General features: G+C 47.8%; 23 protein-coding genes, 1 tRNA gene and 1 riboswitch. Of the genes, 6 read left to right on the forward strand and 18 right to left on the reverse strand.

The window, feature by feature from the left end; genetic code table 11:
- Nucleotides 1-87 precede the first annotated feature (87 nt).
- Nucleotides 88-540 carry a terminus macrodomain insulation protein YfbV gene (gene yfbV / locus EA26_RS15725; RefSeq protein WP_039429875.1) on the reverse strand — a complete coding sequence of 151 codons (453 nt, stop codon included), beginning with the start codon at nucleotides 538-540 and terminating at the stop codon, nucleotides 88-90.
- A 339-nt stretch (nucleotides 541-879) separates the two neighbouring features.
- Between yfbV and EA26_RS15730 the strand changes: the two genes are divergently transcribed.
- Entirely contained in the window at nucleotides 880-2076 is a 1197-nt protein-coding gene (locus tag EA26_RS15730) for an acetate kinase (RefSeq protein ID WP_039429877.1), read from the forward strand.
- A 139-nt stretch (nucleotides 2077-2215) separates the two neighbouring features.
- Nucleotides 2216-4360, forward strand: a complete 2145-nt coding sequence (gene pta, locus EA26_RS15735; RefSeq protein ID WP_039429878.1) for a phosphate acetyltransferase — start codon at nucleotides 2216-2218, stop codon at nucleotides 4358-4360.
- Between the two features lie 48 nt (nucleotides 4361-4408).
- On the opposite strand, the gene EA26_RS15740 is transcribed toward pta, so the two are convergent.
- From EA26_RS15740 to moaA, 12 genes are all read right to left on the reverse strand, one after another.
- Nucleotides 4409-5695 (reverse strand): MgtC/SapB family protein, encoded by a 1287-nt coding sequence (locus tag EA26_RS15740; RefSeq protein WP_039429880.1) that lies wholly within the window; start codon nucleotides 5693-5695, stop codon nucleotides 4409-4411.
- A 106-nt stretch (nucleotides 5696-5801) separates the two neighbouring features.
- Nucleotides 5802-6746, reverse strand: a complete 945-nt coding sequence (locus EA26_RS15745; protein WP_039429882.1) for a glutathione S-transferase family protein — start codon at nucleotides 6744-6746, stop codon at nucleotides 5802-5804.
- A 196-nt stretch (nucleotides 6747-6942) separates the two neighbouring features.
- Nucleotides 6943-7938, reverse strand: coding sequence for a murein tripeptide/oligopeptide ABC transporter ATP binding protein OppF (gene oppF / locus EA26_RS15750; RefSeq protein WP_039429885.1), 996 nt, complete (start codon nucleotides 7936-7938; stop codon nucleotides 6943-6945).
- Nucleotides 7935-8906 carry an ABC transporter ATP-binding protein gene (locus tag EA26_RS15755; protein ID WP_039429886.1) on the reverse strand — a complete coding sequence of 324 codons (972 nt, stop codon included), beginning with the start codon at nucleotides 8904-8906 and terminating at the stop codon, nucleotides 7935-7937. The genes oppF and EA26_RS15755 overlap by 4 nt, the downstream gene beginning before the upstream one ends.
- A gap of 27 nt (nucleotides 8907-8933) precedes the next feature.
- The gene (gene oppC, locus EA26_RS15760; protein ID WP_039429889.1) at nucleotides 8934-9836 is read right to left on the reverse strand and encodes an oligopeptide ABC transporter permease OppC; all 903 of its coding nucleotides are present in this window, start codon (nucleotides 9834-9836) and stop codon (nucleotides 8934-8936) included.
- Nucleotides 9837-9853: 17 nt separating this feature from the next.
- Nucleotides 9854-10774: an oligopeptide ABC transporter permease OppB gene (gene oppB, locus EA26_RS15765; protein ID WP_039429890.1), complete on the reverse strand. Its 921-nt coding sequence runs from the start codon at nucleotides 10772-10774 to the stop codon at nucleotides 9854-9856.
- Between the two features lie 103 nt (nucleotides 10775-10877).
- A complete protein-coding gene (locus EA26_RS15770; protein ID WP_039429892.1) occupies nucleotides 10878-12509 on the reverse strand; it encodes an ABC transporter substrate-binding protein in 1632 nt (543 codons plus the stop codon).
- Between the two features lie 526 nt (nucleotides 12510-13035).
- The gene (moaE, locus tag EA26_RS15775; RefSeq protein WP_039429894.1) at nucleotides 13036-13497 is read right to left on the reverse strand and encodes a molybdopterin synthase catalytic subunit MoaE; all 462 of its coding nucleotides are present in this window, start codon (nucleotides 13495-13497) and stop codon (nucleotides 13036-13038) included.
- Between the two features lie 2 nt (nucleotides 13498-13499).
- Nucleotides 13500-13745, reverse strand: a complete 246-nt coding sequence (gene moaD / locus EA26_RS15780) for a molybdopterin synthase sulfur carrier subunit (protein ID WP_039429897.1) — start codon at nucleotides 13743-13745, stop codon at nucleotides 13500-13502.
- Nucleotides 13742-14221, reverse strand: coding sequence for a cyclic pyranopterin monophosphate synthase MoaC (moaC, locus tag EA26_RS15785; protein ID WP_039429900.1), 480 nt, complete (start codon nucleotides 14219-14221; stop codon nucleotides 13742-13744). Before moaC ends, moaD begins: the two co-directional genes overlap by 4 nt.
- A 10-nt stretch (nucleotides 14222-14231) precedes the next feature.
- Nucleotides 14232-14744 (reverse strand): molybdenum cofactor biosynthesis protein B, encoded by a 513-nt coding sequence (moaB, locus tag EA26_RS15790; protein WP_039429902.1) that lies wholly within the window; start codon nucleotides 14742-14744, stop codon nucleotides 14232-14234.
- Between the two features lie 74 nt (nucleotides 14745-14818).
- Nucleotides 14819-15808 carry a GTP 3',8-cyclase MoaA gene (moaA, locus tag EA26_RS15795; protein WP_039429905.1) on the reverse strand — a complete coding sequence of 330 codons (990 nt, stop codon included), beginning with the start codon at nucleotides 15806-15808 and terminating at the stop codon, nucleotides 14819-14821.
- A riboswitch (molybdenum cofactor riboswitch) is annotated at nucleotides 15797-15935 on the reverse strand. It overlaps the preceding gene by 12 nt.
- 175 nt (nucleotides 15936-16110) lie before the next feature.
- On the opposite strand from moaA, the gene EA26_RS15800 reads away from it, so the two are divergent.
- Nucleotides 16111-17004 carry a YvcK family protein gene (locus tag EA26_RS15800; protein ID WP_039429908.1) on the forward strand — a complete coding sequence of 298 codons (894 nt, stop codon included), beginning with the start codon at nucleotides 16111-16113 and terminating at the stop codon, nucleotides 17002-17004.
- A gap of 70 nt (nucleotides 17005-17074) precedes the next feature.
- Here the strand turns inward: EA26_RS15800 and luxU are convergent, their stop codons facing one another.
- The 3 genes from luxU to uvrB all read right to left on the reverse strand — a co-directional run bounded on the left by luxU (nucleotide 17075) and on the right by uvrB (nucleotide 21102).
- Nucleotides 17075-17407 (reverse strand): quorum-sensing phosphorelay protein LuxU, encoded by a 333-nt coding sequence (luxU, locus tag EA26_RS15805; RefSeq protein ID WP_039429910.1) that lies wholly within the window; start codon nucleotides 17405-17407, stop codon nucleotides 17075-17077.
- Entirely contained in the window at nucleotides 17391-18809 is a 1419-nt protein-coding gene (gene luxO / locus EA26_RS15810) for a quorum-sensing sigma-54 dependent transcriptional regulator LuxO (protein ID WP_039429913.1), read from the reverse strand. The genes luxU and luxO overlap by 17 nt, the downstream gene beginning before the upstream one ends.
- A 262-nt stretch (nucleotides 18810-19071) precedes the next feature.
- Nucleotides 19072-21102 carry an excinuclease ABC subunit UvrB gene (uvrB, locus tag EA26_RS15815; RefSeq protein WP_039429915.1) on the reverse strand — a complete coding sequence of 677 codons (2031 nt, stop codon included), beginning with the start codon at nucleotides 21100-21102 and terminating at the stop codon, nucleotides 19072-19074.
- A gap of 583 nt (nucleotides 21103-21685) precedes the next feature.
- On the opposite strand from uvrB, the gene EA26_RS15825 reads away from it, so the two are divergent.
- Nucleotides 21686-21761: transfer RNA gene (locus tag EA26_RS15825), tRNA-Asn, on the forward strand.
- A gap of 57 nt (nucleotides 21762-21818) precedes the next feature.
- On the opposite strand, the gene vceB is transcribed toward EA26_RS15825, so the two are convergent.
- Together vceB and EA26_RS15835 are read right to left on the reverse strand one after the other, a co-directional pair.
- Nucleotides 21819-23354, reverse strand: a complete 1536-nt coding sequence (vceB, locus tag EA26_RS15830; RefSeq protein WP_039429920.1) for a multidrug efflux MFS transporter permease subunit VceB — start codon at nucleotides 23352-23354, stop codon at nucleotides 21819-21821.
- Between the two features lie 9 nt (nucleotides 23355-23363).
- On the reverse strand, nucleotides 23364-24560 hold the full coding sequence (locus tag EA26_RS15835) for an HlyD family secretion protein (RefSeq protein ID WP_039429923.1): 1197 nt from the start codon (nucleotides 24558-24560) through the stop codon (nucleotides 23364-23366).
- 231 nt (nucleotides 24561-24791) lie between these two features.
- Here EA26_RS15835 and EA26_RS15840 point away from each other — a divergent pair, with 231 nt between their 5' ends.
- Nucleotides 24792-25397: a TetR/AcrR family transcriptional regulator gene (locus EA26_RS15840; RefSeq protein ID WP_039429926.1), complete on the forward strand. Its 606-nt coding sequence runs from the start codon at nucleotides 24792-24794 to the stop codon at nucleotides 25395-25397.
- 293 nt (nucleotides 25398-25690) lie between these two features.
- Nucleotides 25691-26269 (forward strand): electron transport complex subunit RsxA, encoded by a 579-nt coding sequence (rsxA, locus tag EA26_RS15845; protein WP_039429927.1) that lies wholly within the window; start codon nucleotides 25691-25693, stop codon nucleotides 26267-26269.

Genomic DNA, 26269 nt, shown 5'->3' on the forward strand with positions numbered 1-26269 from the left:
GACAAAGTGTCTAGCGGAAAATAACGCAAAACAAAAGGCAGCACGAAGGCTGCCCGGAAGAATTCACTTAAGCACGTAGAAATTGCGCTAAAACCAACGTTCTAAGGCACTTTTATCCAGTTGACGAAAAGCACGATTGAGGATCTGTGCTAGCTCTTTGTAGCGCGGGCGAGATCTGAGGGGTTCCAAAGCAAACCCTGTCTCGACAATCTTCTGATGCAACTCACGATACCAACTCGCCAACGCAGGAGGCAATTGCGTGTTAGAGCGGTTGCCAAGCCACCACATTCCTTGCAACGGCATACTTAGAGCGAACAGTGCCACCACAATAGCTTGTGGCAGGGCTTGGTAATTGTCGAAAGCCATTTGGGTAAGCAGACTAATGGCCGCAATCGCAGGCATCACTTTCACGCCGAAGCGCGTCGCCTTAATGATTCTCTGGTCAGGAAATATGGCGTTCAACTCTTTGCGCATCGGCCAGATATCCATGTACTTTTGCCCATCTCGTAGGCTGTGGGCTAATCCGACTTTATTGCTCATAACGCCCTCACTAAAATTTAGTTGAAGATTTAAACTGAAAACGCAAAAAATTGATGAAAGTTAATATCCTTTCAAATTTTTTTTGTTATCATTGCCTATTATCGTTATCCTTTGACGATCCTCAATGTCATTGTTGCTGTATTTTACAATTTAAGCAACTCTGAGGACCTATCTGCAAAGGATGGCAAAGGTGGTGATTGGGATCGCCACCTTTCTTTATTACGGAAAGCAAAAGTTTTTTGACCAAGATTAGTACGCAGCTGTAACGGCATCGTCTATTCTTGTGAATGATTTTTCATCCTTACTGATCTTTATCAGACGAATAACAGGTAGTCACAAATGTCTAAGCTAGTTTTAGTTTTAAACTGCGGTAGTTCTTCTCTCAAATTTGCTGTTGTTGATGCCGAGAATGGCGACGAGCATCTATCAGGTCTTGCTGAGTGTCTTCACCTTCCTGAAGCACGTATCAAATGGAAACTGGATGGCAAACACGAAGCTCAGCTGGGTAACGGTGCAGCACACGAAGAAGCCCTAGCGTTTATGGTAGAAACTATTCTTGCTTCTAAGCCAGAGCTTTCTGAAAACCTAGCAGCAATCGGTCACCGTGTAGTACACGGCGGCGAGCAATTCACTCAGTCAGCGCTTATCACTGACGACGTTCTCAAAGGTATCGAAGACTGCGCAACACTGGCACCGCTTCACAACCCAGCACACATCATCGGCATTAAAGCGGCACAAAAATCGTTCCCTGCACTGAAAAACGTGGCGGTATTTGATACTGCTTTCCACCAAACGATGCCTGAAGAATCTTACCTATACGCTTTGCCATACAGCCTGTACAAAGAGCACGGTATCCGTCGTTACGGCATGCACGGCACGTCTCACCTCTTCATCACTCGTGAAGTAGCCAATATCCTTGGCAAGCCAGTGGAAGAAGTGAACATCATCAACTGTCACCTAGGTAACGGCGCTTCTGTTTGTGCAGTGAAGAACGGCCAGTCAGTGGATACTTCAATGGGCCTAACACCACTTGAAGGTCTAGTAATGGGTACTCGTTGTGGCGATATCGACCCTGCGATCATCTTCCACCTGCACGATGCGCTTGGCTACTCGGTTGAAAAAATCAACACTATGCTGACCAAAGAGTCTGGCCTAACTGGTCTGACTGAAGTGACGTCTGACTGCCGTTTCGTTGAAGACAACTACGGCCAGAAAGAAGAAGCAACTCGCGCGATGGATGTATTCTGTCACCGCCTTGCTAAATACGTTGCTGGTTACACTGCAACTCTAGACGGTCGTCTAGACGCCATCACTTTCACTGGCGGCATCGGAGAAAACTCTGCTCCAATCCGTGAAATGGTTCTCAACCGCCTTGGCATCTTCGGTATCGAAGTAGACAGCGAAGCAAACCTAAAAGCACGTTTCGGCGGCGAAGGCGTTATCACAACAGCAAACAGCCGTATCCCAGCGATGGTTATCTCAACCAACGAAGAGTTGGTGATTGCAGAAGATACTGCGCGTCTCGCAGGTCTGTAATCGACTTCACTGGCTAGCCTCACCGCTAGCCAGATTTCTTTTTGACAAAAGAATAAGGGGCTTCACTGCTATTGTTTGGCTCGGCCAAGCCATACGCAGTTAAGCTTTTATCCCCCAATAGTTAAAGGTACTTTGTCTGATGTCCCGTACTATTATGCTTATCCCAGCCAGTGCCGGTGTTGGTTTAACCAGCGTCAGCATGGGTGTCCTACGCGCTATGGAGCGCAAGGGCGTTAAAGTTTCTTTTTACAAACCTATCGCTCAGCCACGCAGTGGCGGTGATCAGCCCGATCTAACTAGCACCATCGTTGCAGTCAATAGTGACATGAAAATTGGCGAGCCAATGCAGATGTCAGTGGCTGAAAACTTGATCGGCAACGATAACATGGGCGAGCTGCTTGAGACCGTTGTAGAGCGTTACAACCAGATCAATAAAGATGCGGATGTTACGCTGATCGAAGGTTTGGTTCCAACACGTAAGCATCCATTCGCCAACCAAGTGAACGCAGAAATCGCCGCTACACTGGGCGCGGAAATTGTGTTGGTTGCCACCCCAGGCACAGACAACCCATCGCAGTTGAAAGAGCGCATTGAAGTGGCTTGCTCAAACTTCGGCGGCACAAAAAACAAGAACATTTCTGGCGTGATCATCAACAAGCTAAACGCCCCTGTTGACGAAGCGGGCCGTACTCGCCCTGACTTGTCGGAAATCTTTGACGACGCCGACAGCGCAAAACAGAACCAGCTTGAAGTGATGCAGATCTTCAACTCAAGTCCAATCCGCGTTCTGGGTTGTGTGCCTTGGAGCATCAATCTAATTGCTACTCGCGCCATCGACATGGCTAAGCACCTGAAGGCCGAGATCATCAATCAAGGTGACATCAAGACTCGCCGTATCAAAAGCATCACCTTCTGTGCACGCTCTCTGCCGCACATGATTGAGCACTTTAAACCGGGTTCGCTGTTGGTGACCTCTGCGGACCGTCCAGACGTTATCGTTGCAGCATCGCTTGCCGCAATGAACGGTGTGGAAATTGGCGCCGTGCTTCTGACTGGTGGTTACGATATTCCGGCTGAAATCGAAGGTTTGTGTAAGCCAGCGTTTGAAACCGGCCTACCTATCTTCAAAGCACAAGGCAACACTTGGCAGACCTCTTTGAACCTGCAAAGCTTTAGCTTAGAAGTACCAGCAGACGACAAAGAGCGTATTGAATTCATCAACGACCACGTTGCAAGCCACATTGACGGCAACTGGATCGAATCCATGACCGAAGGCACGCAGAAATCACGCCGTCTGAGCCCACCAGCGTTCCGTTATCAGTTGACTGAACTGGCACGTAAAGCGGGTAAACGTATCGTGCTTCCAGAAGGTGATGAGCCACGTACCGTCAAAGCGGCGGCTATCTGTGCCGAGCGCGGTATCGCAGAATGTGTCCTGCTTGGTAACCCTGAAGAGATCAAACGTGTTGCCGCTCAGCAAGGCGTTGAACTTGGTGCTGGCGTGCAAATCATCGACGCAGATGCGATTCGTGAAAACTACGTTGCTCGCCTAGTTGAGCTGCGTGGCGCGAAAGGCATGACCGAAGTAGTTGCGCGCGAAAAACTGCAAGACTCTGTGTTCCTTGGCACCATGATGCTCGAAGCCGATGAAGTTGACGGTCTGGTTTCGGGTGCGGTCCATACGACTGCGAACACCATCGTTCCTCCGTTCCAGATCATCAAGACAGCACCAAATGCGTCGATCGTATCATCAGTATTCTTCATGCTTTTGCCTGATCAAGTACTGGTTTACGGTGACTGTGCGATCAACCCAGATCCAACCGCAGAGCAGTTGGCAGAGATTGCTATCCAGTCAGCAGATTCTGCCGCAGCGTTCGGCATTGAACCACGAGTAGCCATGATCTCTTACTCAACCGGTGAATCAGGCAAAGGCGCTGACGTTGACAAAGTGCGCGAAGCAACACGCATTGCACAAGAGAAACGCCCTGATCTGATCATCGACGGTCCACTGCAATACGACGCAGCAATTATGGAAAACGTGGCCGCTTCTAAAGCACCAAACTCTCCAGTTGCGGGTAAAGCAACCGTATTCGTCTTCCCTGATCTAAACACAGGCAACACGACTTACAAAGCGGTACAACGCAGCGCAGACCTAGTTTCTATCGGTCCAATGCTGCAAGGTATGCGCAAGCCAGTAAATGACTTGTCTCGTGGTGCGCTTGTAGACGATATCGTCTACACCATCGCTCTAACGGCCATTCAGTCAAGCCAAGAGCAGAAGTAATTGTCACTGTAAAGTTCAAGCCCTCGCTAAGTCGAGGGCTTTTTATTTTCAAGCCAACGACCCGCTGTGCAGTAAGAAGAACACCGCCCCGCCGACTGCAACGCTGGCAAGCATCACGGGAACCAATCGCCTCCACAAGCGCTTGTCACCTATCGCCAACACCATACCCATTTTGACTAAGGTGTTTACCGAAGCGGCGATAAAAATACCCAACGCCGCAGTAGTCACATTTAGCCCCGATACACTCTGTCGGCCGAGCGCGAGCGAAATCGCATCGACATCAGTAAGGCCAGAAAGCGCGGCTAAAATCAACGTTCCAGCATTGCCGAACCAGTCTGCGAGCGCATGAGAAAGCAGTATAATGATGGCCAAGATCACACCAAAAAACAGCGCCGATTGCAGTGCAAGCGGGTTCTTCTGCCTGCCGGGCTGCTCTGAAAATTCTGTATCGCTAAAACGCCAAATCCACCAAGCGGGAAGGTAGAGCATGAGCATCATCGCCAATGCAACTGGCCACAAGTGAACCACCAATTGAGGATTAAGCACCGAAAGCACCACCAAAAGTCGAGGAAACATGGTGCCACAACTGAGTAATATCCCGGTGGCAAGCAATGGGCTAATCACAGGCTGTTCGCGGGAGAGATGAGAAAATTGCAGCGTTAAGGCGGTTGACGAGCTCAACCCCGCAAAAACTGAGGTGAACAAGATCCCGCGCTTAGCACCACCGATTTTAATGGCAAAATAACCAACAAAAGAGATGCTGGCAATCAACACCACCATCCACCAGATCTCATAGGGATTGAGCGCATTCCAAGGCCCATAAGGTTGATTGGGCAGCAACGGCAGCAATACCACTGAGATCATCATCAGCCGCAGCGCGGCATCAAGCTCGTACTCTTGCAAACGCTGTAAAGCTTGATGAAGCTCGCGTTTGTTGTCGAGCACCACCGCGGTAATCACCGCCGATGCGGCCGCCGCCACAGGTTGTCCGCTGACGGCCAAACTACCAATGACAAAAGTGATCAACAAGGCGACAACGCCAGTAATGCTGATATCCTGACTGCTTTTCTGTTGCATGACAAAAGCGATGCAAGAGAGTACCACTAAAGCGATTAATGCAAAGCCAAGGATGATTGCTGATGTGTGGGCGGCAAGTAAAGCGGTTAAGCCGCCAAACAGGCCAACCAGAGAGAAAGTGCGAATGCCCGCTACTCGGCTCCCTTCTGCACTGTTGCGCATCACCCAGCCACGCTGAGTGCCGATGATTGCGCCGAGTAACAGCGCAATCAATAGATGCCAAACGCCTTGCTCATTAACCAACCCACTGACGTCCATTCCACCTCCTTTATGGGAAAATCCCCTTTAAATTCAGTTTAGTTGATTCACCAATATGGAGTGTGACATGACAAAGGTTGTGACACAAAAGACGACTCATTTTTCATTACAGGTGCTCACGTCCGTGAGGCGAGTTCAGATCCAAATCTGGACCAACAGGCACCACTTGGCTTGGATTAATGGTCGTATGGCTGAAATAGTAATGACGTTTGATATGGTAGAAATCCGTCGTTTCAGCAATGCCTTCGATCTGATAGAGCTCTTTTAGGTAGCCATTCAAATTGGGGGAATCGGCAATGCGCTTTTTATTGCACTTAAAATGGCCAACATACACAGCATCGAAGCGAATCAAGGTGGTAAACAGACGCCAGTCAGCCTCAGTTAAGTGACGACCAGCTAAATAACGATGAGTCGCCAAATGTGCTTCCACTTTGTCTAAAGCTGCAAAGAGCGCTTCATATGCCTCTTCGTAGGCTTCTTGTGTGGTGGCGAATCCGCAACGATAGACACCATTGTTGATATTTGGGTAGATAAACGCATTCCACTCTTCAATCACATCACGAAGCGCAAGCGGATAGTAATCTTCCGTATTACCCGTCAGTTGGTTAAATTCTGAGTTGAACATACGAATGATTTCAGACGATTCGTTACTGACGATAGTGTGGGTCTTTTTGTCCCACAAAACAGGTACCGTGACTCTTCCGGTGTAGTCTTTCTGCGCCTGAGTGTAAATTTGGTGCAAACGCGTATGACCAAATAGCGGCTCAGGCAATCCCATTTTCCAGCCTTCACTGAGCATATCAGGGCAGACAATCGTGACATCAATATGGCTTTCTAACTCCTTAAGATGGCGAAAAATCAAGGTACGATGCGCCCAAGGGCACGCCAGAGACACATAAAGATGATAACGCCCAGATTCAGGTTGAAATGTTGCTGCTTCGCGATTTTCTATCCAATGGCGAAATCCGGCCTCTTCACGGACAAATTTGCCCTGATTTTGCTGCGTTTCGTACCAAACATCGTGCCATTCACCGTTGATCAGCTTGCCCATTTTCGTGCCTCCTCGTGTTTTTCTCAGTATAAACAGGCTGGCATTTTTCTTAACAAGTGGTGATTGCTAGTGATATTCAGAAATTTCGAACAAGTACAGAAGTGTAATTTGAAGCGCCACAGAGAGGCAAAAATAGAGACAAAAAAAGCGCGGATCATCACGATACCGCGCTTAAGCCCGTCACAGGCTGAATGGCTTAGATTTCAACGTGCAGGCACGAAACCGCGTGAGTGTCTGTACCTTGAATAGTTGGTCTGGTTTTGGCACACGCTTCCGTTGCCTGTGGGCAACGCGTGCGGAAGACACAGCCTGATGGTGGATTGATTGGCGAAGGCAAATCACCTTCCAACATCTGGATGGTTTTACTGCGTTCAATCTTTGGATCAGGGATCGGCACCGCTGACATCAGCGCTCGTGTGTATGGGTGTTTCGGATCGGCAAACAAGGCTTCTGATTTACCTAGCTCAACAGCATTACCGAGGTACATCACCAATACGCGATCAGAAATGTGTTTCACCACCGACAAATCGTGCGCAATAAACACCAAAGAGAGACCAAGCTCTTTTTGCAGCTCTTTCAATAGGTTGACAACCTGAGCTTGGATCGACACATCCAATGCAGAAACAGGTTCATCACAGATGATCATTTTCGGGTTCAAGATCAACGCGCGAGCAATACCAATACGCTGGCACTGACCGCCAGAAAACTCGTGCGGATAACGGTTTATTACGTTAGGCAATAGGCCCACTTTCGCCATCATCTCTTTCACACGATCTTTCACATCTTGCTTAGAAAGCTGCGGGTAGAAGGTTTCTAAAGGCTCTGCGATGATGTCACCAACCGTCATACGCGGGTTAAGCGATGCCAATGGATCTTGGAAAATCATCTGCATGTCTTTACGTGTTTCGCGGCGCTGAACCTCTTTCATCTTGGTCACATCTTGGCCAAGCCAAACGACTTCGCCTTCGGTCGCTTGAACAAGACCGATAATGGCACGAGCAAAGGTAGACTTACCACAACCAGACTCGCCTACTACGCCAAGCGTTTCCCCTTCGTAAAGACGGATGTTAACACCGTCAACCGCTTTCAGATTTGCAGGCTTGCTCCAAGGCCAAGCGGATTTAGACGCGATGCTGAAATGAACCTTCAGATTTTTAACGTCGAGCAGTATCTTTTTCTCTTGTGCACTCATTTTGTCCAAGCCTCCCAATCAGAAAAACAGGCGCGCTGACGACCTTCACCGAATGGTGTCAGAATTGGCGCTTCGCGTTTACAGTGATCCATCACGCGATGACAGCGTTCTTGATATGGACAACCTGGAGGCAAACGCAACAAGTTGGGCGGATTGCCCGGAATAGTTGGTAAGATCTCGCCTTCGGTATCGAGACGAGGAATCGCTTTCAAAAGACCTTCGGCGTACGGATGGGTCGGTTGATAGAAAATTTCATCAACCGTGCCATATTCCATGGTACGTCCCGCGTACATCACCAGCACTTTGTCACAAGAGCCAGCAACGACGCCCAAATCATGAGTAATCATGATAATCGCAGTGTTGAACTCGCGTTTAAGCTCATTGAGCAGATCCATGATCTGCGCCTGAACGGTCACATCCAATGCGGTCGTTGGTTCGTCGGCGATCAGCAATTTCGGACGACACAGCAGCGCCATCGCGATCATCACACGCTGGCGCATACCACCTGAGAACTCATGCGGGTACATGGTGATACGCTTACGCGCTTCGGGAATTTTTACCGCTTCCAACATACGCACAGATTCTTCGAACGCTTGCGCTTTACTCATGCCTTTGTGCAGCATAAGCACTTCCATCAACTGATCGCTCACCTTCATGTACGGGTTAAGCGACGTCATTGGATCTTGGAAGATCATCGCGATCTGTTCTGCACGCACTTTGTTCAGTTTCTTTTCAGGCAAGTTAAGGATCTCTTTGCCCTCAAACTTAGCACTACCTGAAATTTTACCGTTTTTCGCCAATAAGCCCATGATGGCGAATACCGTCTGGGATTTACCCGAACCAGACTCACCGACGATACCTAAGGTTTCACCTTGGTTTAACGAGAAATTTAAATCGTTTACTGCGGTGACGATACCATCTTGCGTGGTAAATTCGACGCGCAGATCTTTGACATCTAATAAGTTCATCATTGCTTCCTTAATCTTTTATTCTACTTATCTGTCTTTTGGATCCAGCGCGTCGCGCAGACCGTCACCGACGTAGTTGAAACAGAACAGGGTTACGACCATGAACAACGCAGGGAAAGCTAATTGCCAGATTGCAACTTCCATTGTCTGTGAGCCTTCTTGTAGAAGAGCGCCCCAACTCGTCATCGGCTCTTGAACACCAAGACCAAGGAATGAAAGGAAGGATTCCGTCAGAATCATACTTGGGATCAGCAAAGTGGAGTAAACCGCTACGATGCCGAGTACGTTTGGTACGATATGACGTGTGATGATTTTCCATTTGCTGACACCACATACGTGTGCAGCTTCAATAAACTCTTTGCTACGCAAGCTCAGTGTCTGACCACGTACAATACGCGCCATATCAAGCCAAGCAATCGCACCTATCGCCACAAATATAAGGATAATGTTGCGGCCAAAGAAGGTCACCAACACGATGACAAGAAACATGAATGGCACAGCGTAAAGGATTTCCAGAATACGCATCATGATACGGTCGGTACGGCCGCCAATAAAACCCGATGCCGCGCCATAAAGTGTGCCGATCAGTACAGCCACCAGCGCCCCTAGCACACCAACCATCAGTGAGATACGCCCGCCGATCAAAGTACGGACATAAAGATCGCGACCAAGACTATCTGTACCAAACCAGTGCTCTGCGTTTGGACCAACGTGCATCGCATACCAGTCGGTATCGTCAAATGTAAATGGCGCAAGTATTGGCAGGACGATCACTGCCAGAGTCATCACCATCAGAATAAATAGGCTCACCATCGCCGCTTTATTGCGCATAAAGCGGATGCGGGCGTCTTGCCATAAGCTGCGACCTTCGATTTCCAAATTCTCAGAAAACTTTTCGATCGCTTCAAGATGCTCTTTTTTCGTCAACATAACTTCAAACTTCCCTGTTAGTAGCGAATTTTCGGATCAATCACCGCCAGCAGAATATCCACAATGGCGTTGAACAGAATAAACAAGAAACCGATCAGAATCGTCACGCCCATAACCAATGAATAATCGCGGTTAAACGCAGCGTTAACGAATAGTTTACCGATACCCGGCAAACCAAAAATGGTTTCAATGACCACAGAGCCAGTAATGATACCAACGAATGCCGGCCCCATGTAGGAGACCACAGGCAGCATGGCTGGTTTCAAAGCATGCTTGATAATGATGTAACGATAACTTAGACCCTTCGCACGAGCAGTACGGATGAAGTTACTGTTTAGTGTTTCGATCATAGAGCCGCGCGTAATACGCGCAAATGTCGCCACGTACAATAACGACATGCCGATCACAGGCAATACGATGTACATCAGTCCACCATCGTGCCAACCACCGGCAGGGAAAATATCCCAATGCAGCGAAAACAAGTAGATAAGTGCGGGGGCCAAAACAAACGAAGGCATTACTACACCAATCATCGCTGTAGACATGATGGTATAGTCGACCCAAGTGTTATGTTTGAGTGCAGCAATTGTACCTATCGTCACCCCAACAATGACCGTAAAGATAAATGCAATAAAGCCCACTTTGGCTGAAACTGGCAGAGCAACCGAGATCAGCTCGTTTACCGAGTAATCTAGGTATTTGAATGAAGGACCAAAATCCCCCTGCACTACGTTAAACAGATAAGTGGTGTATTGTTCAAATACTGGCTTATCTAGGCCATATTTTGCTTCAATGTTCGCCATAACTTCCGGTGGAAGTGGTTTCTCGCTTGAAAACGGGTTACCGGGTGCGAAACGCATGAGAAAGAAAGATACGGTGATCAAAACCAACATAGTTGGGATCGCCTCAAATATCCTTTTAATGATGAATTTAAGCATAAACTCACTCTTTCAGTCTGTGACAGTTTAAATGTAAATAGACCCTGCATGTGGTGCAACCACATGCAGTGCCTGGATTTTTTATAGTTATCAGCTTAGTTAATTACTTCGCGATGATGTAAAGATCTTTAGAGTAGATCTTCTCTTCTGCGTTGTTTGATGGGAAGCCACCAACACGTGGGTTCAGTAGACGTGAGCGAACATATTGATAGATTGGAGCAATTGGCATTTCCTTCGCCATCAGATTTTCCGCTTCAAGGTACAAGCTTGAACGCTCTGCTTCAGAAGTAGACTTGAGTGCTTTGTCAATCAGAGCATCGTACTCTTTGTTACCCCAGTGCTGACCGCCAGTCGTGTTCGCGCTCACCATTAGAGTCAAGAATGAAGAGGCTTCATTGTAGTCACCACACCAACCAGCACGTGCTACTTCAAAATCACCCTGATCTTTTGTTGATAGATAAGTTTTCCACTCTTGGTTCTCTAGGTTTACATCCAAACCTAGTGTTTTCTTCCACATAGAGCCCAGTGCTACTGCAATCTTCTTGTGGTTCTCGTTGGTGTTGTACAGCAACGTAAACTTCAGTGGATTCCCTTTACCGTAACCCGCTTCTTCAAGCAGGCGTGCTGCTTCTGCGTTACGCTCTTTCTGAGTCATCTTGCCGTATGCTGGCAGTTCAGGGTTGAAGTCTGCGGTGATTTCTGGCGTCAGGAAATACGCTGGTTTTTGACCTTGACCAAGGATAGCGTTTGATACGATGTCACGATCGATCGCGTAAGAGATCGCTTTACGTACACGGACATCATCAAATGGCGCTTTCTTAGTGTTAAAAGAGTAGTAGTAAGTACACAGGCTACCTTCAACAGACACAGATTCTGGGTACTCTTTCTGCAAACGCTTAAAATGTTCAGTTGGCAGTGTCGACGTGAAATCAATTTCACCAGACAAGAAACGGTTCATTTCCGCTACCGCATTTTCGATCGGTAAGAAAGTGACTTTGTTGATCACCGTTTTCGCATTGTCCCAGTAGTATTGGTTACGAACCATTTCTAAACGCTCGTTCACTACCCATTTATCAACAACGTACGCGCCGTTACCAACGAAGTGTTCTGGTTTCGTCCATTGATCGCCAAATTTTTCTACTGTCGCTTTATGAACCGGTTTCATGGTGGTGTGACCAGTCATCATCACGAAGTAAGGTACGGCCGTTTCCAGCTCAATCACCAAGGTGTGATCATCGAGCGCTTTTACGCCCAGTGTTGATTTGTCTTTTTTACCCGCAACGATATCTTTTGCGTTAACCATCTTGGTGTATTCCATGTACCAAGAGTATGGAGACGCGGTTGCTGGATCAACGGCCCGCTGCCAGCTGTACACAAAATCTTGTGCCGTGACTGGATCGCCATTAGACCATTTGGCGTCTTTACGTAGGTGGAAAGTAAACGTTTTGTTGTCCGTCGTTTCCCAGCTTGTTGCTACACCAGGGATTGTCTTACCGTCTGCGTCCTGGTTAACAAGTCCTTCTAATAGATCGCGGATAACATGAGACTCAGGCACACCTTGTGATTTGTGCGGGTCGATCGTCGCAACTTCTGTACCGTTACCACGGACCAGTTCCTGTTTTGCTGCTAGTTTAGTGCCTGCTGGAACGTCAGCAGCGAGGGAAAGTGTAGAAGTGGCAGCCATTGCCAAACCAGCGCCTAGAAGAAGGGCTTGAGTGATTTTGTTCTTATACATGCATAAACTCCAAGTTTTTCATTTGCATCCATGACTTCTTTGCAATACACCAGAACGGCCAGTGATTTAGGAATTTTTAGCTTGTTTTTTCAGCAAAAATAGCTAAATACTCGCAAAGATTGCGGCACACATTAGCAATCATCAAAGTAATTTGCCATAAAAATGTAGCAAAAAACGTAATAATCCTTAGGAAACCGCACAATATTAGCACCTTATACTACAGCTTTAGTTTTCAGCAGAAGTTTCTTGACCAGCTAACCAAAACTCGCAAATGTAAGTGTCGATAAATCTAAAAATCCACTCCACATCAGCATCTTGTGCTAGATATGTTGTTAAAAATTAACATTTATGACATATGGCGTCTAACGAATTGTGGCGATTATTTTGTCAGAAAAGATGGTCTTGTGAACAATGTCACCGATTCAACACAGATACAAAAGTTAACTTAAGATCATGTTATTACTGACAGTGATCGTGATACAAAAAAGCGATGGGATAAACCATCGCTTTTTTCATTGTCTGTTATTTATAGTGAAGAGTGCCAACGCTGCGCTGCTTTGTTGTCCGATTCTCGAGATTCCACCCAGCGCGTTTGATCGGTGGTTATCTCTTTCTTCCAAAAAGGCGCTTTGGTCTTGAGGAAGTCCATAATAAATTCGCACGCCTCAAATGCCGCACTACGGTGCGCGCTGGACACGCCGACTAGGACAATTTGATCGCCAAGTGCTAGGTCACCAACTCGGTGAATCACGCGAACGCTTAATAGTGGCCAACGTGTTTGCGCTTGATCGCAAATCTCACTCAGAGACTTTTCCGTCATGCCGGGATAATGCTCGAGTGACAAGCCAATCACTTTGTCGCCGAGATTCATATCACGCACTTTGCCAACAAAAGTGACCACAGCCCCGGCGGCGCTCCCCTGCGCTAACTGGGCATATTCTGTAGCGAGATCGAAGTCCTCTAACTGAACAGAAACACGCGAATCCAAGGCTAACCTCCTGTCACGGGTGGAAAAAATGCCACCTCATCACCGTCTTTGACCTCGGTATCTAATGGCACAATAGTTTGATTGACGGCCGCCAGCAGCTTATCGCTTTCCAATGCAAGCGCCCACTTTCCGGCTTGTGAGGCGAGATGAGCTCGAATCGCTTCGACATTCGCAAACGGCTCTTGCAGCTCAACACCATCCGTGCCTACCAACTCCCGGGTTTGAGCGAAAAAGAGAACTTTGATCATACGCCCACCTTAAAGTGCCCTGATTTGCCGCCAGTTTTTTCCAACAGCCGAATGTGGCCAATGACAATGTCTTTCTGTACCGCTTTACACATATCGTAGATGGTGAGAGCCGCAACAGAAGCCGCAGTCAACGCTTCCATTTCAACGCCTGTCTTGCCCGCCAATTTGCATACCGATTCAATACGGACTTTATTTTCCGTGTCAATGGCTTCGATCTGTACTTCGACTTTTGTCAGCAACAAAGGGTGGCAAAGTGGAATTAAATCCCAAGTTTTTTTTGCCGCTTGGATACCGGCAATGCGCGCCGTCGCGAAAACATCACCTTTATGATGTTGGCCGGAAAGAATAAGTTGCAGCGTTTCTGGCGCCATGTGAACCCAGGCTTCTGCCCTAGCCTCACGCACCGTTTCAGCTTTAGCCGACACATCCACCATGTTGGCTTCGCCCGAGGCATTGATATGGGTTAATTGACTCATACTCTTTCCTCTATACACTCAGGTGAGGCATAAAGTTGCACGGACGATGGCTGGCATCCAATTGTTGCTTGATAATTTTGCTCCAGCCCGTGCGACACGCGCCCGTTGAACCCGGCATGGCAAAAATCACTGTATGATTGGCAAAACCTGCAATCGCGCGAGACTGAATCGTCGAGGTACCGATCTCTTCATACGATACTTGACGGAATAGCTCACCAAAGCCTTCTACTTCTTTATCAAACAATGGCTTGAGCGCCTCAGGCGTGCTATCACGCGAAGTAAAGCCCGTTCCGCCAGTAATAAGCACGGCCTGTACGCTCTCATCGGCAATCCACTGAGATACGATGGCGCGGATCTTATACATATCGTCGATGACAATTTTCTTATCGACTATGTGATGTCCGGCTTCCTTGGCGCTCTCCACCAGATACGCACCAGAAGTGTCATTTTCTTCGCTACGTGTGTCTGAAACGGTCAATACCGCAATGTTTGCTGGTTGGAATTTACTTTCAGCGTGACCCATTTTTGTTCACCTTGTCATATCATTTAATCAGTTGTCTGCTCACCGTTTAGGCGGTGAGTTCGAGAAGTTTGGTGTTATCCACCGATAGAAGCCAAATGCGGCGTTGCACCGGTGTTTCCTTGTTGGAGAAAGTGGCTGACGGCTTTATTTTTCAATCCGCCTGCAATGCGAGTGATCAGCTCGTCACGTTGCTCGTCACGGTGTAAGAGATCACGCAGATCGACTCCTTGTTCACCAAACAAACACAGATGCAATTTACCTTTCGCCGATACTCTCAAGCGATTGCAACTGGTGCAAAAATCTTTTTCGTAGGGCATGATCAGACCAATTTCACCCCGATAATCTGGATGGGCAAAAACCTGTGCAGGGCCATCATTGGCAGCTCTTACTTTCGGTAGCCAGCCTTCGTTGAGTAGTTGAGTGCGGATCACAGCACCAGAAACATGATGCTGGTTGAAGAGTTGGTCCATCTCACCGGTTTGCATTAGTTCGATCAAACGTAATTGAATGGGGCGATCTTTTATCCAGCGCAGAAAAGCCGGAAACTCGCGTAAATTCAGCCCTTTCATCAACACCACGTTGACTTTGACTTGCTCATAACCGACATCAAATGCACGGTCGATGCCTGACATCACTTGAGCAAATTTGTTCTCACCGGTAATTTGCTGGAACATCCGCGCATCAAGACTATCGACGCTGACATTGATGTGAGTCAGCCCTGCCGCTTTCCACTGCGCTACCTGCTTCTCAAGCCGATAGCCATTTGTGGTCATCGCCACTTTTTCGATGCCCGGGGTTGAAGCAATGCTCTCAATGATGGGTAAAAAGTCTTTACGCAGACTAGGCTCACCACCAGTAATGCGCACTTTGTTCGTGCCGCAAGAGGCAAACGCAGCCACCAGCCGGCGGATCTCTGGGACAGATAAAAAAGACGAAGGCGCTTGCCCGTGCGGCTGATAGCCGTTAGGTAAGCAGTAAGTGCACTTAAAATTACAGACGTCAGTCACCGACAAACGCAGGTAATAGAACTTGCGATGAAATGTATCTTCAAATTGTTGCGCCACGGAACACCTTTCCAAATACGGGAGGCGAGATCATTTCCAATGTCGCCCTTGTGGCCTTTTGCCACTGGCTTAATCTGCTTATCGTAAAACACGACTTAGCAAGTTAAGCTCGGAGTTATGGCACCCTTGTTCTAGAAAGATAAGGGTAGCTTTGCCAGATAAAATACTTAATATTTATGGTGGAATCTAGCTCTAGCCAATAAAAACATCACTAAATACACAATTTACTACTTAATGAGTATCTGATATGAATCGAATACTCTAAATTGTAGTTGGTTATGACAAAAAATAAGAAGAATTGAATGAACGTATACACTTCCAAAAAGGTCGTCGCAGTGGGTGGCGGCCATGGCTTAGGAAGAGTTTTGGCAGCTCTTAAAGACTTTGGTGGCAACGCGACAGGCATTGTCGCGACCACAGATAACGGCGGCTCTACTGGGCGCATTCGCCACTGCCAAGGTGGCATTGCTTGGGGCGATACACGTAACTGCATTAACCAGCTCATCACCGAACCATCGATCAGTTCCATGATGTTTGAATACCGTTTTAAAGGCAGTGGCGAGCTTGATGGGCACAACTTAGGGAATCTGATGCTCACGGCATTAGACAACTTATCCGTTCGGCCTTTGGACGCCATCAATCTTGTGCGTGATATGCTCAAAGTCGCGGTCAATATTCTCCCCATGTCTGAGCACCCGTCTGATCTTACCGCCCTGTCGGTGGAGGGAAAATGGGTTACTGGGGAAACCAGCGTGGATGAAATGACGGCCGATTTAAAACGCTTAGATCTTTCCCCCAAAGTGCCCGCGACGAAGGAAGCCGTCATTGCCCTTGAACAAGCGGATGCGATTATTCTCGGCCCGGGCAGCTTTTTGACCAGTATTATGCCACCTTTACTTTTGCCTGAGCTGGGTAAAGCGATCGCACGTAACAGCAAGGCGAAGCTGATTTTTGTAGCTAACCTAAGCCCAGAATATGGCCCAGCAGGAAGAATGGATCTCAAACAGAAGTTGGAATGGTGTGAGCGTGCTTGTCAAGGACGGAAAATTGATGTCATTCTTGGCGATACTGAACATCCTGATTTAAAACAACATTGGCATTTCGCGACCCAATCTCTTGCCTCTGCCAACCACGATTGGCGGCATGATCGCAACAAACTGCGTTTAGCCATAGAACAGCAACTGATCCAAACTTAATCTGTGATACACAAACGGCCCATCTAGGGCCGTTTTCGATTCTTATACTAGGCGCTTAGAACGCCTCGATTTACCATCGCTGATACGCGTGCTGAGTTTGATGTAACACATCAATCATTGCCAACACATCGTTCACTTCGTCAAACGCGTCGTTTTGTTTCGCTCGTCCGTCCAAATTGAGGGCAAAGTCGCATAGAACATCGGCACCAAAGCTGGCGGCGCTGCTTTTTAATGCATGACTGATCTCTTTGAGGTAAGTGATTTTGTCATTGTAAGTGGCATCCGACAGTACCCCGAGGTAGGTCTCAAGTTCGTTGAGAAAAATACCTAGCAATACAGGCACATTCTCCGGACCAATCTCTTCACCAAGCGAAGCGATTTTCTGTTTATTCAGTAATTCCATCACGGGCCCTGATCTCTTCTTTACTGTTCCAAGTTTGGAGTTTGCGATAGATAGTCGATGGACTAACGTCCAAGTAACCTGCAGCACGTGGAATATTGCCATCACACGCTTTGATCGCCTGCTCAATCGCCATTTTTTCTGTCATCCATAACGGGTAGATATCTGTTACAGAAACCGGCTCTAACTCTTTGAATAGGCGATTTTCACTGCGAGCCAATGGTTGGTTTAACGGCGGTGGCAACATCTCCAAGGTAATTTCCTTACCATTGTTTAGTACTACTATGTTGCGCAGCACGTTTTGGAGCTGTCGCACATTGCCAGGCCATTCGTACTCATTGAATCGCTCAAGTACCTGTGGAGAGAAACGTACAAAGTTTTTGCCCTCTTCATGAGACATGTAACCCAGTAAAGAGTAGGCGATTTCTATCACATCCTCTCCCCGCTCTCGCAGCGGAGGAAGATGCAGTGGGATCACATACAAGCGGTAGTACAAGTCCTCACGAAAACGCCCTTCTTGAACTTCTTTCCAAGGATCGCGGTTGGTGGCACAAACAAAACGCACATCGACACTTTTCATTTTTGACGAGCCGACTTTCTGGAACGTGCCTGTTTGGATAAAGCGCAACAACTTGGTTTGCAAATCCAAATCCATTTCGCACAGCTCATCAAGAAACAAAGTACCGCCATCGGCTAATTCTGCCGCCCCTTGCCGATCCGTCGCTGCGCCGGTAAAAGCACCTTTTACGTGGCCAAACAGCTCACTTTCAATCAAATCTTTGGGAATCGCCGCACAGTTGATCGCGATGAAAGGCTTGTCGCCACGACGACTCGCGGCGTGAATGGCCTCTGCACAGACTTCTTTCCCCGTACCACTTTCTCCGGTGATGAAAATACTCGCTTTGCTGCTTGCCGCTGAATCTATGGTGCGGTAAACCTGCTGCATTTTCTGGCTACTACCAATGAAACCTTGGTAGTTCTGATTCGCCGGGCTGTCGGCTTCATTTTTCAGTTTGCTGGCTTTACGAATGGCGTTATTGACCGTGACCCGCAAGCGATCTGCTTCACAAGGTTTAATCAAAAAGTCTTGTGAACCATGTCGCATCGCCTCGACTGCAGTATCTATCGAACCGTGCGCGGTCATAAAGATAATCGGGACATCGGGATGACTGGCTTTCACTGCGTGCAGTACATCCATCCCGGTCATATCAGGTAACCTTAAATCAAGCAGGATCAGATCCGGAATTCGGTGTTTGAGACTTTCAATCGCATCGCGTCCAGTACCGACAATATTAATGTCGATACCCAATGGCGTTAGATAGGATCGGTATAAAGCCGCAACAGACGCAGTATCTTCCACCATGAGAAGGTAACGCGAGCGCGGCGCATCAGTAGTGTGTTGCATACTCTAGCCAATTTTTATTTGTGTTTCGAACAATAATCGCATTGCGCGATGCATTTTGCAAATTACAAAAGGTAATTTTTCGAAAATATGTTCGAAATTCAAGCAATGAGAGCCACAAAGATTGGCATAAAGGATGCAGTGGCTAACTGACCTTTTAGGTCACCTAGCCAACTGACGTTGTTAGTGAACTTCGTGTTCGCAACTGTAGCCAATAGTGAAAACGCTGTTGGCTTTTTTTTGCGTCTGATATTGCAAGTTGCTCCTAGCTATTGGCGATGAATTGCTGGCGCAACTTTTCAATTTGGTCGCGCTTCTCTGCGGCCAACTCAAATTCCAGATCACGTGCATGCTTGTACATTTGAGCTTCCAATTTGCTGATCTCTTTCTCAAGTTGCTGCGGAGACAAGATGTCGTAAGTCTGAGAAGGCTCAGCCACTTTAGACAGAGGTACCATTTTGCTGCTCTTCTGCTTGCGGCTCTTGGCAATATCGCCCAGCTCCATAATATCTTTGATATTGCGTTTTAGCGCTTGCGGCTGGATGCCCATTTTCTCGTTGTAAGCCTGCTGCTTCTCTCGACGGCGGTTGGTTTCGTCCATCGCTTTTTGCATTGATTTGGTGATGTTGTCCGCGTACAGGATGGCTTTACCATTTAAGTTACGCGCTGCGCGACCAATGGTTTGAATGAGAGAGCGTTCAGAGCGTAAGAAACCTTCTTTATCGGCATCCAGAATCGCCACCAGCGACACCTCAGGCATGTCGAGCCCCTCGCGCAATAAGTTGATCCCTACAAGCACGTCAAACTCACCCAGACGCAAGTCGCGGATGATCTCAACCCGCTCAACCGTATCAATGTCCGAGTGCAAATAGCGTACTTTGACATCGTGTTCATGCAGATATTCGGTCAAATCTTCCGCCATGCGTTTGGTTAGCGTGGTCACCAGCACCCGTTCGTCTTTCACGGCGCGCAGGCGAATCTCCGAAAGCAGATCATCGACCTGAGTCGCCACTGGGCGCACTTCCAAGACTGGATCCAATAATCCTGTCGGGCGCACAACCTGATCAGCGATTTCACCCGCCGATTTTTCCAACTCGTAGTTGCCGGGTGTGGCCGACACAAAGATAGTCTGTGGCGCCAAGGCTTCAAACTCATCAAACTTGAGCGGGCGGTTATCCAACGCTGAAGGCAGACGAAAACCATATTCTACCAAGGTCTCTTTACGCGAACGGTCACCTTTATACATGGCGCCGATTTGTGGAACGGTCACGTGCGATTCATCGATGATCAGCAAACCATCGTGCGGGAGGTAATCAAACAAGGTTGGTGGCGGCTCGCCTTCTGAACGTCCACTAAGATAACGAGAGTAGTTTTCGATACCCGAGCAGAAGCCCAGCTCGAGCATCATCTCAATATCAAATTGAGTGCGTTGGGTAATACGCTGATCTTCCAGTAATTTATTGTTTTCTCGCAAATAGGTTTGACGCTGAAGTAACTCTTTCTTGATATTCTCAATCGCTTCGAGAATGCGATCACGCGGCGTCACGTAGTGCGTTTTGGGGTAAACCGTAAAGCGAGGAATATCACGCTGTTTAATCACGCCCGTCAAGGGATCAAAAATGCTAATGCAATCAATTTCATCGTCAAACATTTCCACTCGTACCGCATCTTGATCGGACTCGGCGGGGAAAATATCAATCACTTCGCCACGAACTCTAAACTGCCCTCGCTCGAAGGCAATGTCGTTGCGACTGTATTGCAGTTCAGCCAATCGGCGTAAGATATCGCGTTGATTCATCACGTCGCCACGACGAATATGCAGCATCATCTGCAAATACGCTTCAGGATCGCCCAAACCATAAATCGCAGAAACCGAAGCGACAATAATCGCGTCTTTTCGCTCCAGCAGCGCTTTGGTGGCCGACAAGCGCATCTGCTCAATATGTGCGTTGACGGAGGCATCTTTCTCGATAAAGGTGTCAGTGGTGGGCACATACGCTTCGGGCTGATAGTAATCGTAGTATGAAACAAAATACTCAACGGCGTTGTTGGGGAAAAAGGCTTTCATTTCACCGTACAACTGAGCCGCTAAGGTCTTGTTGGGGGCCAACAGGATCGCGGGTCGCTGTGCTTGCGCTATGACATTCGCTAGAGTAAAGGTTTTGCCTGATCCCGTCACACCCAATAAAGTTTGGTGGGCCAAACCGAAATCTAATCCTTCGACCAATTGCTTAATTGCACTTGGTTGGTCTCCGGATGGTGCATATTCCGAAACTAAATCAAATACTTTGCTCATATCTTCCCCGTTTCTGATGGCTGCGATTCAAAGCTGTATAAATATACACATCATCTGCAGAGAATGACAGTGCGACAAACGTTTGTCGATTTTGCCTGATCCGCATTCAGGCAAAATCGCACAGAGTTTTTTCTGGATTTCCTGACAATGACTTGATATTATCCTCGCCCATTTTGCGGCTTGACTGGCTTTAACAGCAAAATATTCTTCCACAAGTTTTCCCCAGAATAGAGCGTTTTTGCCTGTTTTCTTACTTTTCCGCGACCCGCAAACCATTTCGATCACACCTTGGATCCGTGTCATATTTTTGGATTATTCGATAGAAATCATTAAATTAGCATTAGTAATTCGTCATTAATTTCTAGAGTTTAATACCTAAATTATCCACTCAATCTATTTGCTCAAGTTTAACTCACACACTTATCCACAACTTTGGTGGATAAGTAAACTCAGCCTTTGAACCGTAAGGCATACAGAAAAGTAAAGTTTTTTTTTAAGCAAAAATGTGTGTCTCAGACATGAATAGCTATTGACAGGCTATCACCCGATCGGTACCATTTGCCCCGCTTTTTAGCACGACCTTTCCTCCTTAGCTCAGTCGGTAGAGCGACGGACTGTTAATCCGCAGGTCGCTGGTTCGAGCCCAGCAGGAGGAGCCAAATTCATAAAAAAGCCACATCTTGCGATGTGGCTTTTTTGTTTGTGAAACCGACGAATCAGTGTACCGACGAGGTATCGACGCCTCGTTTGGGCTTAGGTGCTAACCATATCATGCAAGCGGCCAACGCAAAGATACACGCAATCACCATAAACAGTTGGTTAGTCGCGATCATGACACTTTGCCCTTGCAGCATCCAATCCATGCTAGAGCGTGCTTGCTCAGCACTCATTCCGCCATTTTGCATTGCTTCTAACGCCACACCACTGCGATCGGTTAAGCCTGCCAACTCCGCATGAACATACCGCGTTTCATGCTCCCACGAGGTATTGATCATCGATGTGGCAAACGCGCCGGATAAGGTTCGGATAAAATTCATTAATCCTGCCGCAGATTCCATTTCATGCGGTTTGACACTTCCCAAGGCAATCGCAGTGAGCGGCACAAAAAACAGCGGCATGCCGATACCTTGAAAAAACAGCGGCCAACTGATCTGGGCGAAAGTCATCTCAACCGAACCAAAACTGCGATATAAGGTCCACAACCCAAGCCACATCACTCCGGTAAAAACGAACGGCCGAGGATCATATTTTGACGCCAAGTTGGCAACAATCGGCGCTAAAAACACCGCTAAAATGCCCATTTTCGCTGTCGCAAAACCGGAGATGGTGGCGGTATAGCCCATGTAGATTTGTAGCCAAAGCGGCGTCAACACAGAGATGCTAAAGAAAGCACCAAAGGCCAAAGAGAGCGTCACCATACTCATACTGTAGCCTCGATGGCGAAAGACTTTGAGATCCACCACGGGGTTCTTTTCGGTCAGTTCCCATATTAGAAACGCGATAAAACCAATCACCGCCACTACCGCCAAAAAGACAATTCGCGACGATTCAAACCAGTCGTGATCTTTACCTTCATCCAGCATCAATTGCAGTGCAGCCACCCAAACAACCAGCAGCAGCAGACCCACTTTGTCTATTTTTACTTTCGCCGTCTTGGTTTCAAATCTCTGCAGCAGTTTCCAGCATAGCAAGCCTGCAATGATGGCAAACGGCATTTTCACCATGAAGATGTAAGGCCAGCTGTATTGGTCGCACAAATAGCCACCGAGTATTGGCCCCATGATCGGCGCAATCAAGGTGGTCATACTCCAAATGCCTATCGCCGCGTGACTCTTGTGCTTGGGAAAGATGCGAATCATCAAGGTTTGCGATAGAGGCATCAGAGGGCCACCCGCGAAGCCAAGAAAAACACGAAACATCACCAATGTGCTCATGCTGTCCGCCATACCGCAGAGCAGCGAAAATACACCAAATAAGATAAAGCAAGTGACAAATACGCGAATTGATCCAAAACGCGACGCGAGCCAGCCAGTTAATGGCACGGATATCGCCTCAGCGACCGCATATGAGGTAATCACGTAAGTGCCCTGACTGGTCGACGTACCGAGGCTACCTGCGATATTGGAAACCGAAACGTTCGCTATGGTGGTATCGAGAATGGCAAGAAAATTGGCCATCGCCAAGCAGAGCGCGCCGATAAAAAGTGCCCCTCCCGATAGGGGCTGGATCGCTTGGTCGGAGGAATGACTCATGTCGCCTCCTTAACCTTGGTTGGCCAGTTTAATTGCGCGATAGTTGACTAAGGTTTGCCCGTGAGTATCGGCGGTGGTATCGACCGTCACTTCCATCGATAAACCGACTTGCAATGGATGTGCTTGCAAATCTTTAGGATCGAGTTCGATGCGCACAGGCAAGCGTTGCACCACTTTAATCCAGTTACCGGTCGCATTTTGTGCCGGGATCATGGAGAACGCTGCGCCTGTACCGCCAGAAAATCCCGCAATGACACCGTGATAAAGTACATCATCGCCGTACAGATCAGCTTTTAGAGTGACTTCTTGGCCCACTTTGACATCGCGCAGCTCCACCTCTTTAAAATTGGCATCGACATAAATGTTATGCAGGGGAACCACACTCATCAGCGGCACGCCAACTTGCACACGGCGACCAGTCTGTACCTGGCGCTTGGCAATGACACCACTGATTGGCGCACGGATCACGGTACGCTCCAAGTCAATTTTCGCTTGCTCATAGCGCGCTTTGGCTAGCAACACTTCCGGGTTATTTTCCAGCGTAGTGTTGTCTGTCAATGCTGCATTGGCTTTCTGCGAGCCGATGCTGGATAACTTATTCGCTTGCGCTTGTGCCATGGCGGCTTTGGCCGCATTGAGATTCGCCTTAGCTTGAGCAAATTGTGTTTTCGCGTTGGTCAACTCCTCTTTCGATACCGAACCAGAGCGCAGCAGATCTTCTCTGCGGCTCAAATCAATTTGGGCACGCTCAAAATCGGCTTTAGCAGCATTGAGCTGTGCCTGCGCTCGTTGCTCATTCGCTTCTTGCGCTTCGACTAACGCGGTCAGCCCTTCATCGTTTGCCAGATAGCTACGCACACGACGGATGGCTAAAGCCAGATCCGCCTCCGCTTGGCGCAGTGCTAAACGGGCATCGGTATCATCAATTTGCACCAAGACATCCCCCTGATTGACATATTGGGTATCCACGACGTTTACGTTAGCGACAATGCCGCCGACTGCAGGCGTCACTTCTGCCACTTCAGCGGCGGTGTATGCGTTGTCTGTGGTTACAAAATGAGATCCGACAAAGTGCCAATAGGCTGTATAGCCGCCCGCCGCGATGGCCACGGCGGCAGCTAAAGCGAGGAATCCCTTTTTGCGCGATTGAGCAGCGCGTGCGGCATCAAAATCTTGGCCTGTCTCTTCTTTGGTTGGAGATGTCATATAGTAAACCTTCGTCAAAAATGCACGATGGAGCCTTTGAAGATTGGCTTCATCCGGAAATCAAGGGGAAATGAGAACGGCGCACACCAGTTGCGCCGTTTTCGTTAGGCAGCAGTCAAATTGAACGTCTTGAGTAAATAACTAAACCGTACTGTACAGTTATACTCTTGACATCAGGAAACCGTCAAGAGAAACTTAACCCCATTTTTTCGGTTGGAATTGGTAAGAAAGATGCGAGTTAAAAGCGATGAAAAGCGCCAAGCCATTTTGGATATAGCCAAAGAATCCTTTACTAAACAAGGATTTGAACAGACTTCCATGTCACATATATCGAAGCAACTGGGCGGCTCAAAAGCGACGCTTTACAACTATTTCTGCTCAAAAGAAGAGATCTTTTCTGCCGTTATGGAGCAATGTGCTGCATCACAAATTTCCAATTCATTCCTCGCACTTGAGCAAAATAGCGACATCCGCAGCGCACTATTAGAATTTGGTTACAATTTTCTAAAATCGGTTCTGCGTCCTGAAGTCATCTCGATTTATCGCATGGCAATTCATGATGCAGAGCGCTCAGACATTGGTAAACATTTCTATGAAAATGGTCCAAAGCGAGGCTGGGCCCGGATGAAAAATTATCTTTCATTACAAACTGAACGTGGGGTATTGGTGCCTTGTGATCCTTGGGTAGCCGCCATGCAGTTTAAAGCGCTGCTCTACTCGGAATATCATGAACCTTACGTGTTAGGCGCGATCGAACAACCGTCATCAGAACAGCTTCGTCTTTCCACGGAGCGCGCAGTGACGGCCTTTTTGTGTTTGTACCAAAAAGCGGCATAAGTACATTTCACCTCGAGATTGGGCTAACGGGCCAAATGAATTATCAAGTGCCAAAAACAGATCGCGTTAGCCAATTTCATTCAAAACACACGACCGACTTCATTCCACTATTTGATAGCGTTGCCAACGGCTTTCCTTGCCATCCACGGCGACGTTTCTCGGCTCTGCTTGTCCGAGCGATTGCATAACGTATAAATTTCAGCCAGCTATACAAAAACCTTAGCTTTCATTGGTTGTTATTGACGTAACAAAGCACGATAATACCGGGATCGGAATTGAAGAACCTTATAACTATGACCGAATATCTGTTGTTGTTGATTGGCACTGTGTTGGTAAACAACTTTGTACTGGTGAAGTTTTTGGGCCTGTGTCCATTTATGGGGGTGTCGAAAAAGCTGGAAACAGCCATCGGCATGGGGCTTGCGACTACGTTTGTCCTCACTCTGGCTTCTGTCTGTGCCTATTTGGTGGAAAGCTACATTCTCCGCCCGCTTGCGATTGAATACCTCAGAACCATGAGTTTTATTCTCGTGATTGCGGTGGTGGTACAGTTCACCGAAATGGTGGTACATAAAACCAGCCCAACCCTCTATCGTCTGTTGGGTATCTTCCTGCCATTGATTACCACCAACTGTGCTGTACTTGGCGTTGCGCTGCTCAATATCAATGAAAACCACACTTTCATCCAATCGATCATTTACGGTTTTGGTGCCGCAGTGGGCTTTTCGCTGGTGTTGATCCTCTTTGCTGCTATGCGTGAGCGCATTAATGCTGCCGACGTGCCTGTTCCTTTCAAAGGCGCTTCGATTGCCATGATCACCGCAGGTTTGATGTCTCTGGCATTTCTCGGTTTCACCGGGTTGGTAAGATAG

The organism is Vibrio navarrensis (assembly GCF_000764325.1).
Classification (GTDB): domain Bacteria; phylum Pseudomonadota; class Gammaproteobacteria; order Enterobacterales; family Vibrionaceae; genus Vibrio; species Vibrio navarrensis.

Coding starts and splice junctions, on each gene's coding strand:
- yfbV (WP_039429875.1), bottom strand. CDS start 540: ATGAGCAATAAAGTCGGATTAGCCCACAGCCTACGAGATGGGCAAAAG.
- EA26_RS15835 (WP_039429923.1), bottom strand. CDS start 24,560: ATGACATCTCCAACCAAAGAAGAGACAGGCCAAGATTTTGATGCCGCA.
- moaB (WP_039429902.1), bottom strand. CDS start 14,744: ATGGGTCACGCTGAAAGTAAATTCCAACCAGCAAACATTGCGGTATTG.
- EA26_RS15755 (WP_039429886.1), bottom strand. CDS start 8,906: ATGAACTTATTAGATGTCAAAGATCTGCGCGTCGAATTTACCACGCAA.
- EA26_RS15730 (WP_039429877.1), top strand. CDS start 880: ATGTCTAAGCTAGTTTTAGTTTTAAACTGCGGTAGTTCTTCTCTCAAA.
- rsxA (WP_039429927.1), top strand. CDS start 25,691: ATGACCGAATATCTGTTGTTGTTGATTGGCACTGTGTTGGTAAACAAC.
- EA26_RS15745 (WP_039429882.1), bottom strand. CDS start 6,746: ATGGGCAAGCTGATCAACGGTGAATGGCACGATGTTTGGTACGAAACG.
- moaC (WP_039429900.1), bottom strand. CDS start 14,221: ATGAGTCAATTAACCCATATCAATGCCTCGGGCGAAGCCAACATGGTG.
- oppF (WP_039429885.1), bottom strand. CDS start 7,938: ATGAGTGCACAAGAGAAAAAGATACTGCTCGACGTTAAAAATCTGAAG.
- vceB (WP_039429920.1), bottom strand. CDS start 23,354: ATGAGTCATTCCTCCGACCAAGCGATCCAGCCCCTATCGGGAGGGGCA.
- oppC (WP_039429889.1), bottom strand. CDS start 9,836: ATGTTGACGAAAAAAGAGCATCTTGAAGCGATCGAAAAGTTTTCTGAG.
- EA26_RS15740 (WP_039429880.1), bottom strand. CDS start 5,695: ATGGACGTCAGTGGGTTGGTTAATGAGCAAGGCGTTTGGCATCTATTG.
- pta (WP_039429878.1), top strand. CDS start 2,216: ATGTCCCGTACTATTATGCTTATCCCAGCCAGTGCCGGTGTTGGTTTA.
- luxO (WP_039429913.1), bottom strand. CDS start 18,809: ATGCAACACACTACTGATGCGCCGCGCTCGCGTTACCTTCTCATGGTG.
- EA26_RS15800 (WP_039429908.1), top strand. CDS start 16,111: ATGAACGTATACACTTCCAAAAAGGTCGTCGCAGTGGGTGGCGGCCAT.
- luxU (WP_039429910.1), bottom strand. CDS start 17,407: ATGGAATTACTGAATAAACAGAAAATCGCTTCGCTTGGTGAAGAGATT.
- uvrB (WP_039429915.1), bottom strand. CDS start 21,102: ATGAGCAAAGTATTTGATTTAGTTTCGGAATATGCACCATCCGGAGAC.
- oppB (WP_039429890.1), bottom strand. CDS start 10,774: ATGCTTAAATTCATCATTAAAAGGATATTTGAGGCGATCCCAACTATG.
- EA26_RS15770 (WP_039429892.1), bottom strand. CDS start 12,509: ATGTATAAGAACAAAATCACTCAAGCCCTTCTTCTAGGCGCTGGTTTG.
- EA26_RS15840 (WP_039429926.1), top strand. CDS start 24,792: ATGCGAGTTAAAAGCGATGAAAAGCGCCAAGCCATTTTGGATATAGCC.
- moaD (WP_039429897.1), bottom strand. CDS start 13,745: ATGATCAAAGTTCTCTTTTTCGCTCAAACCCGGGAGTTGGTAGGCACG.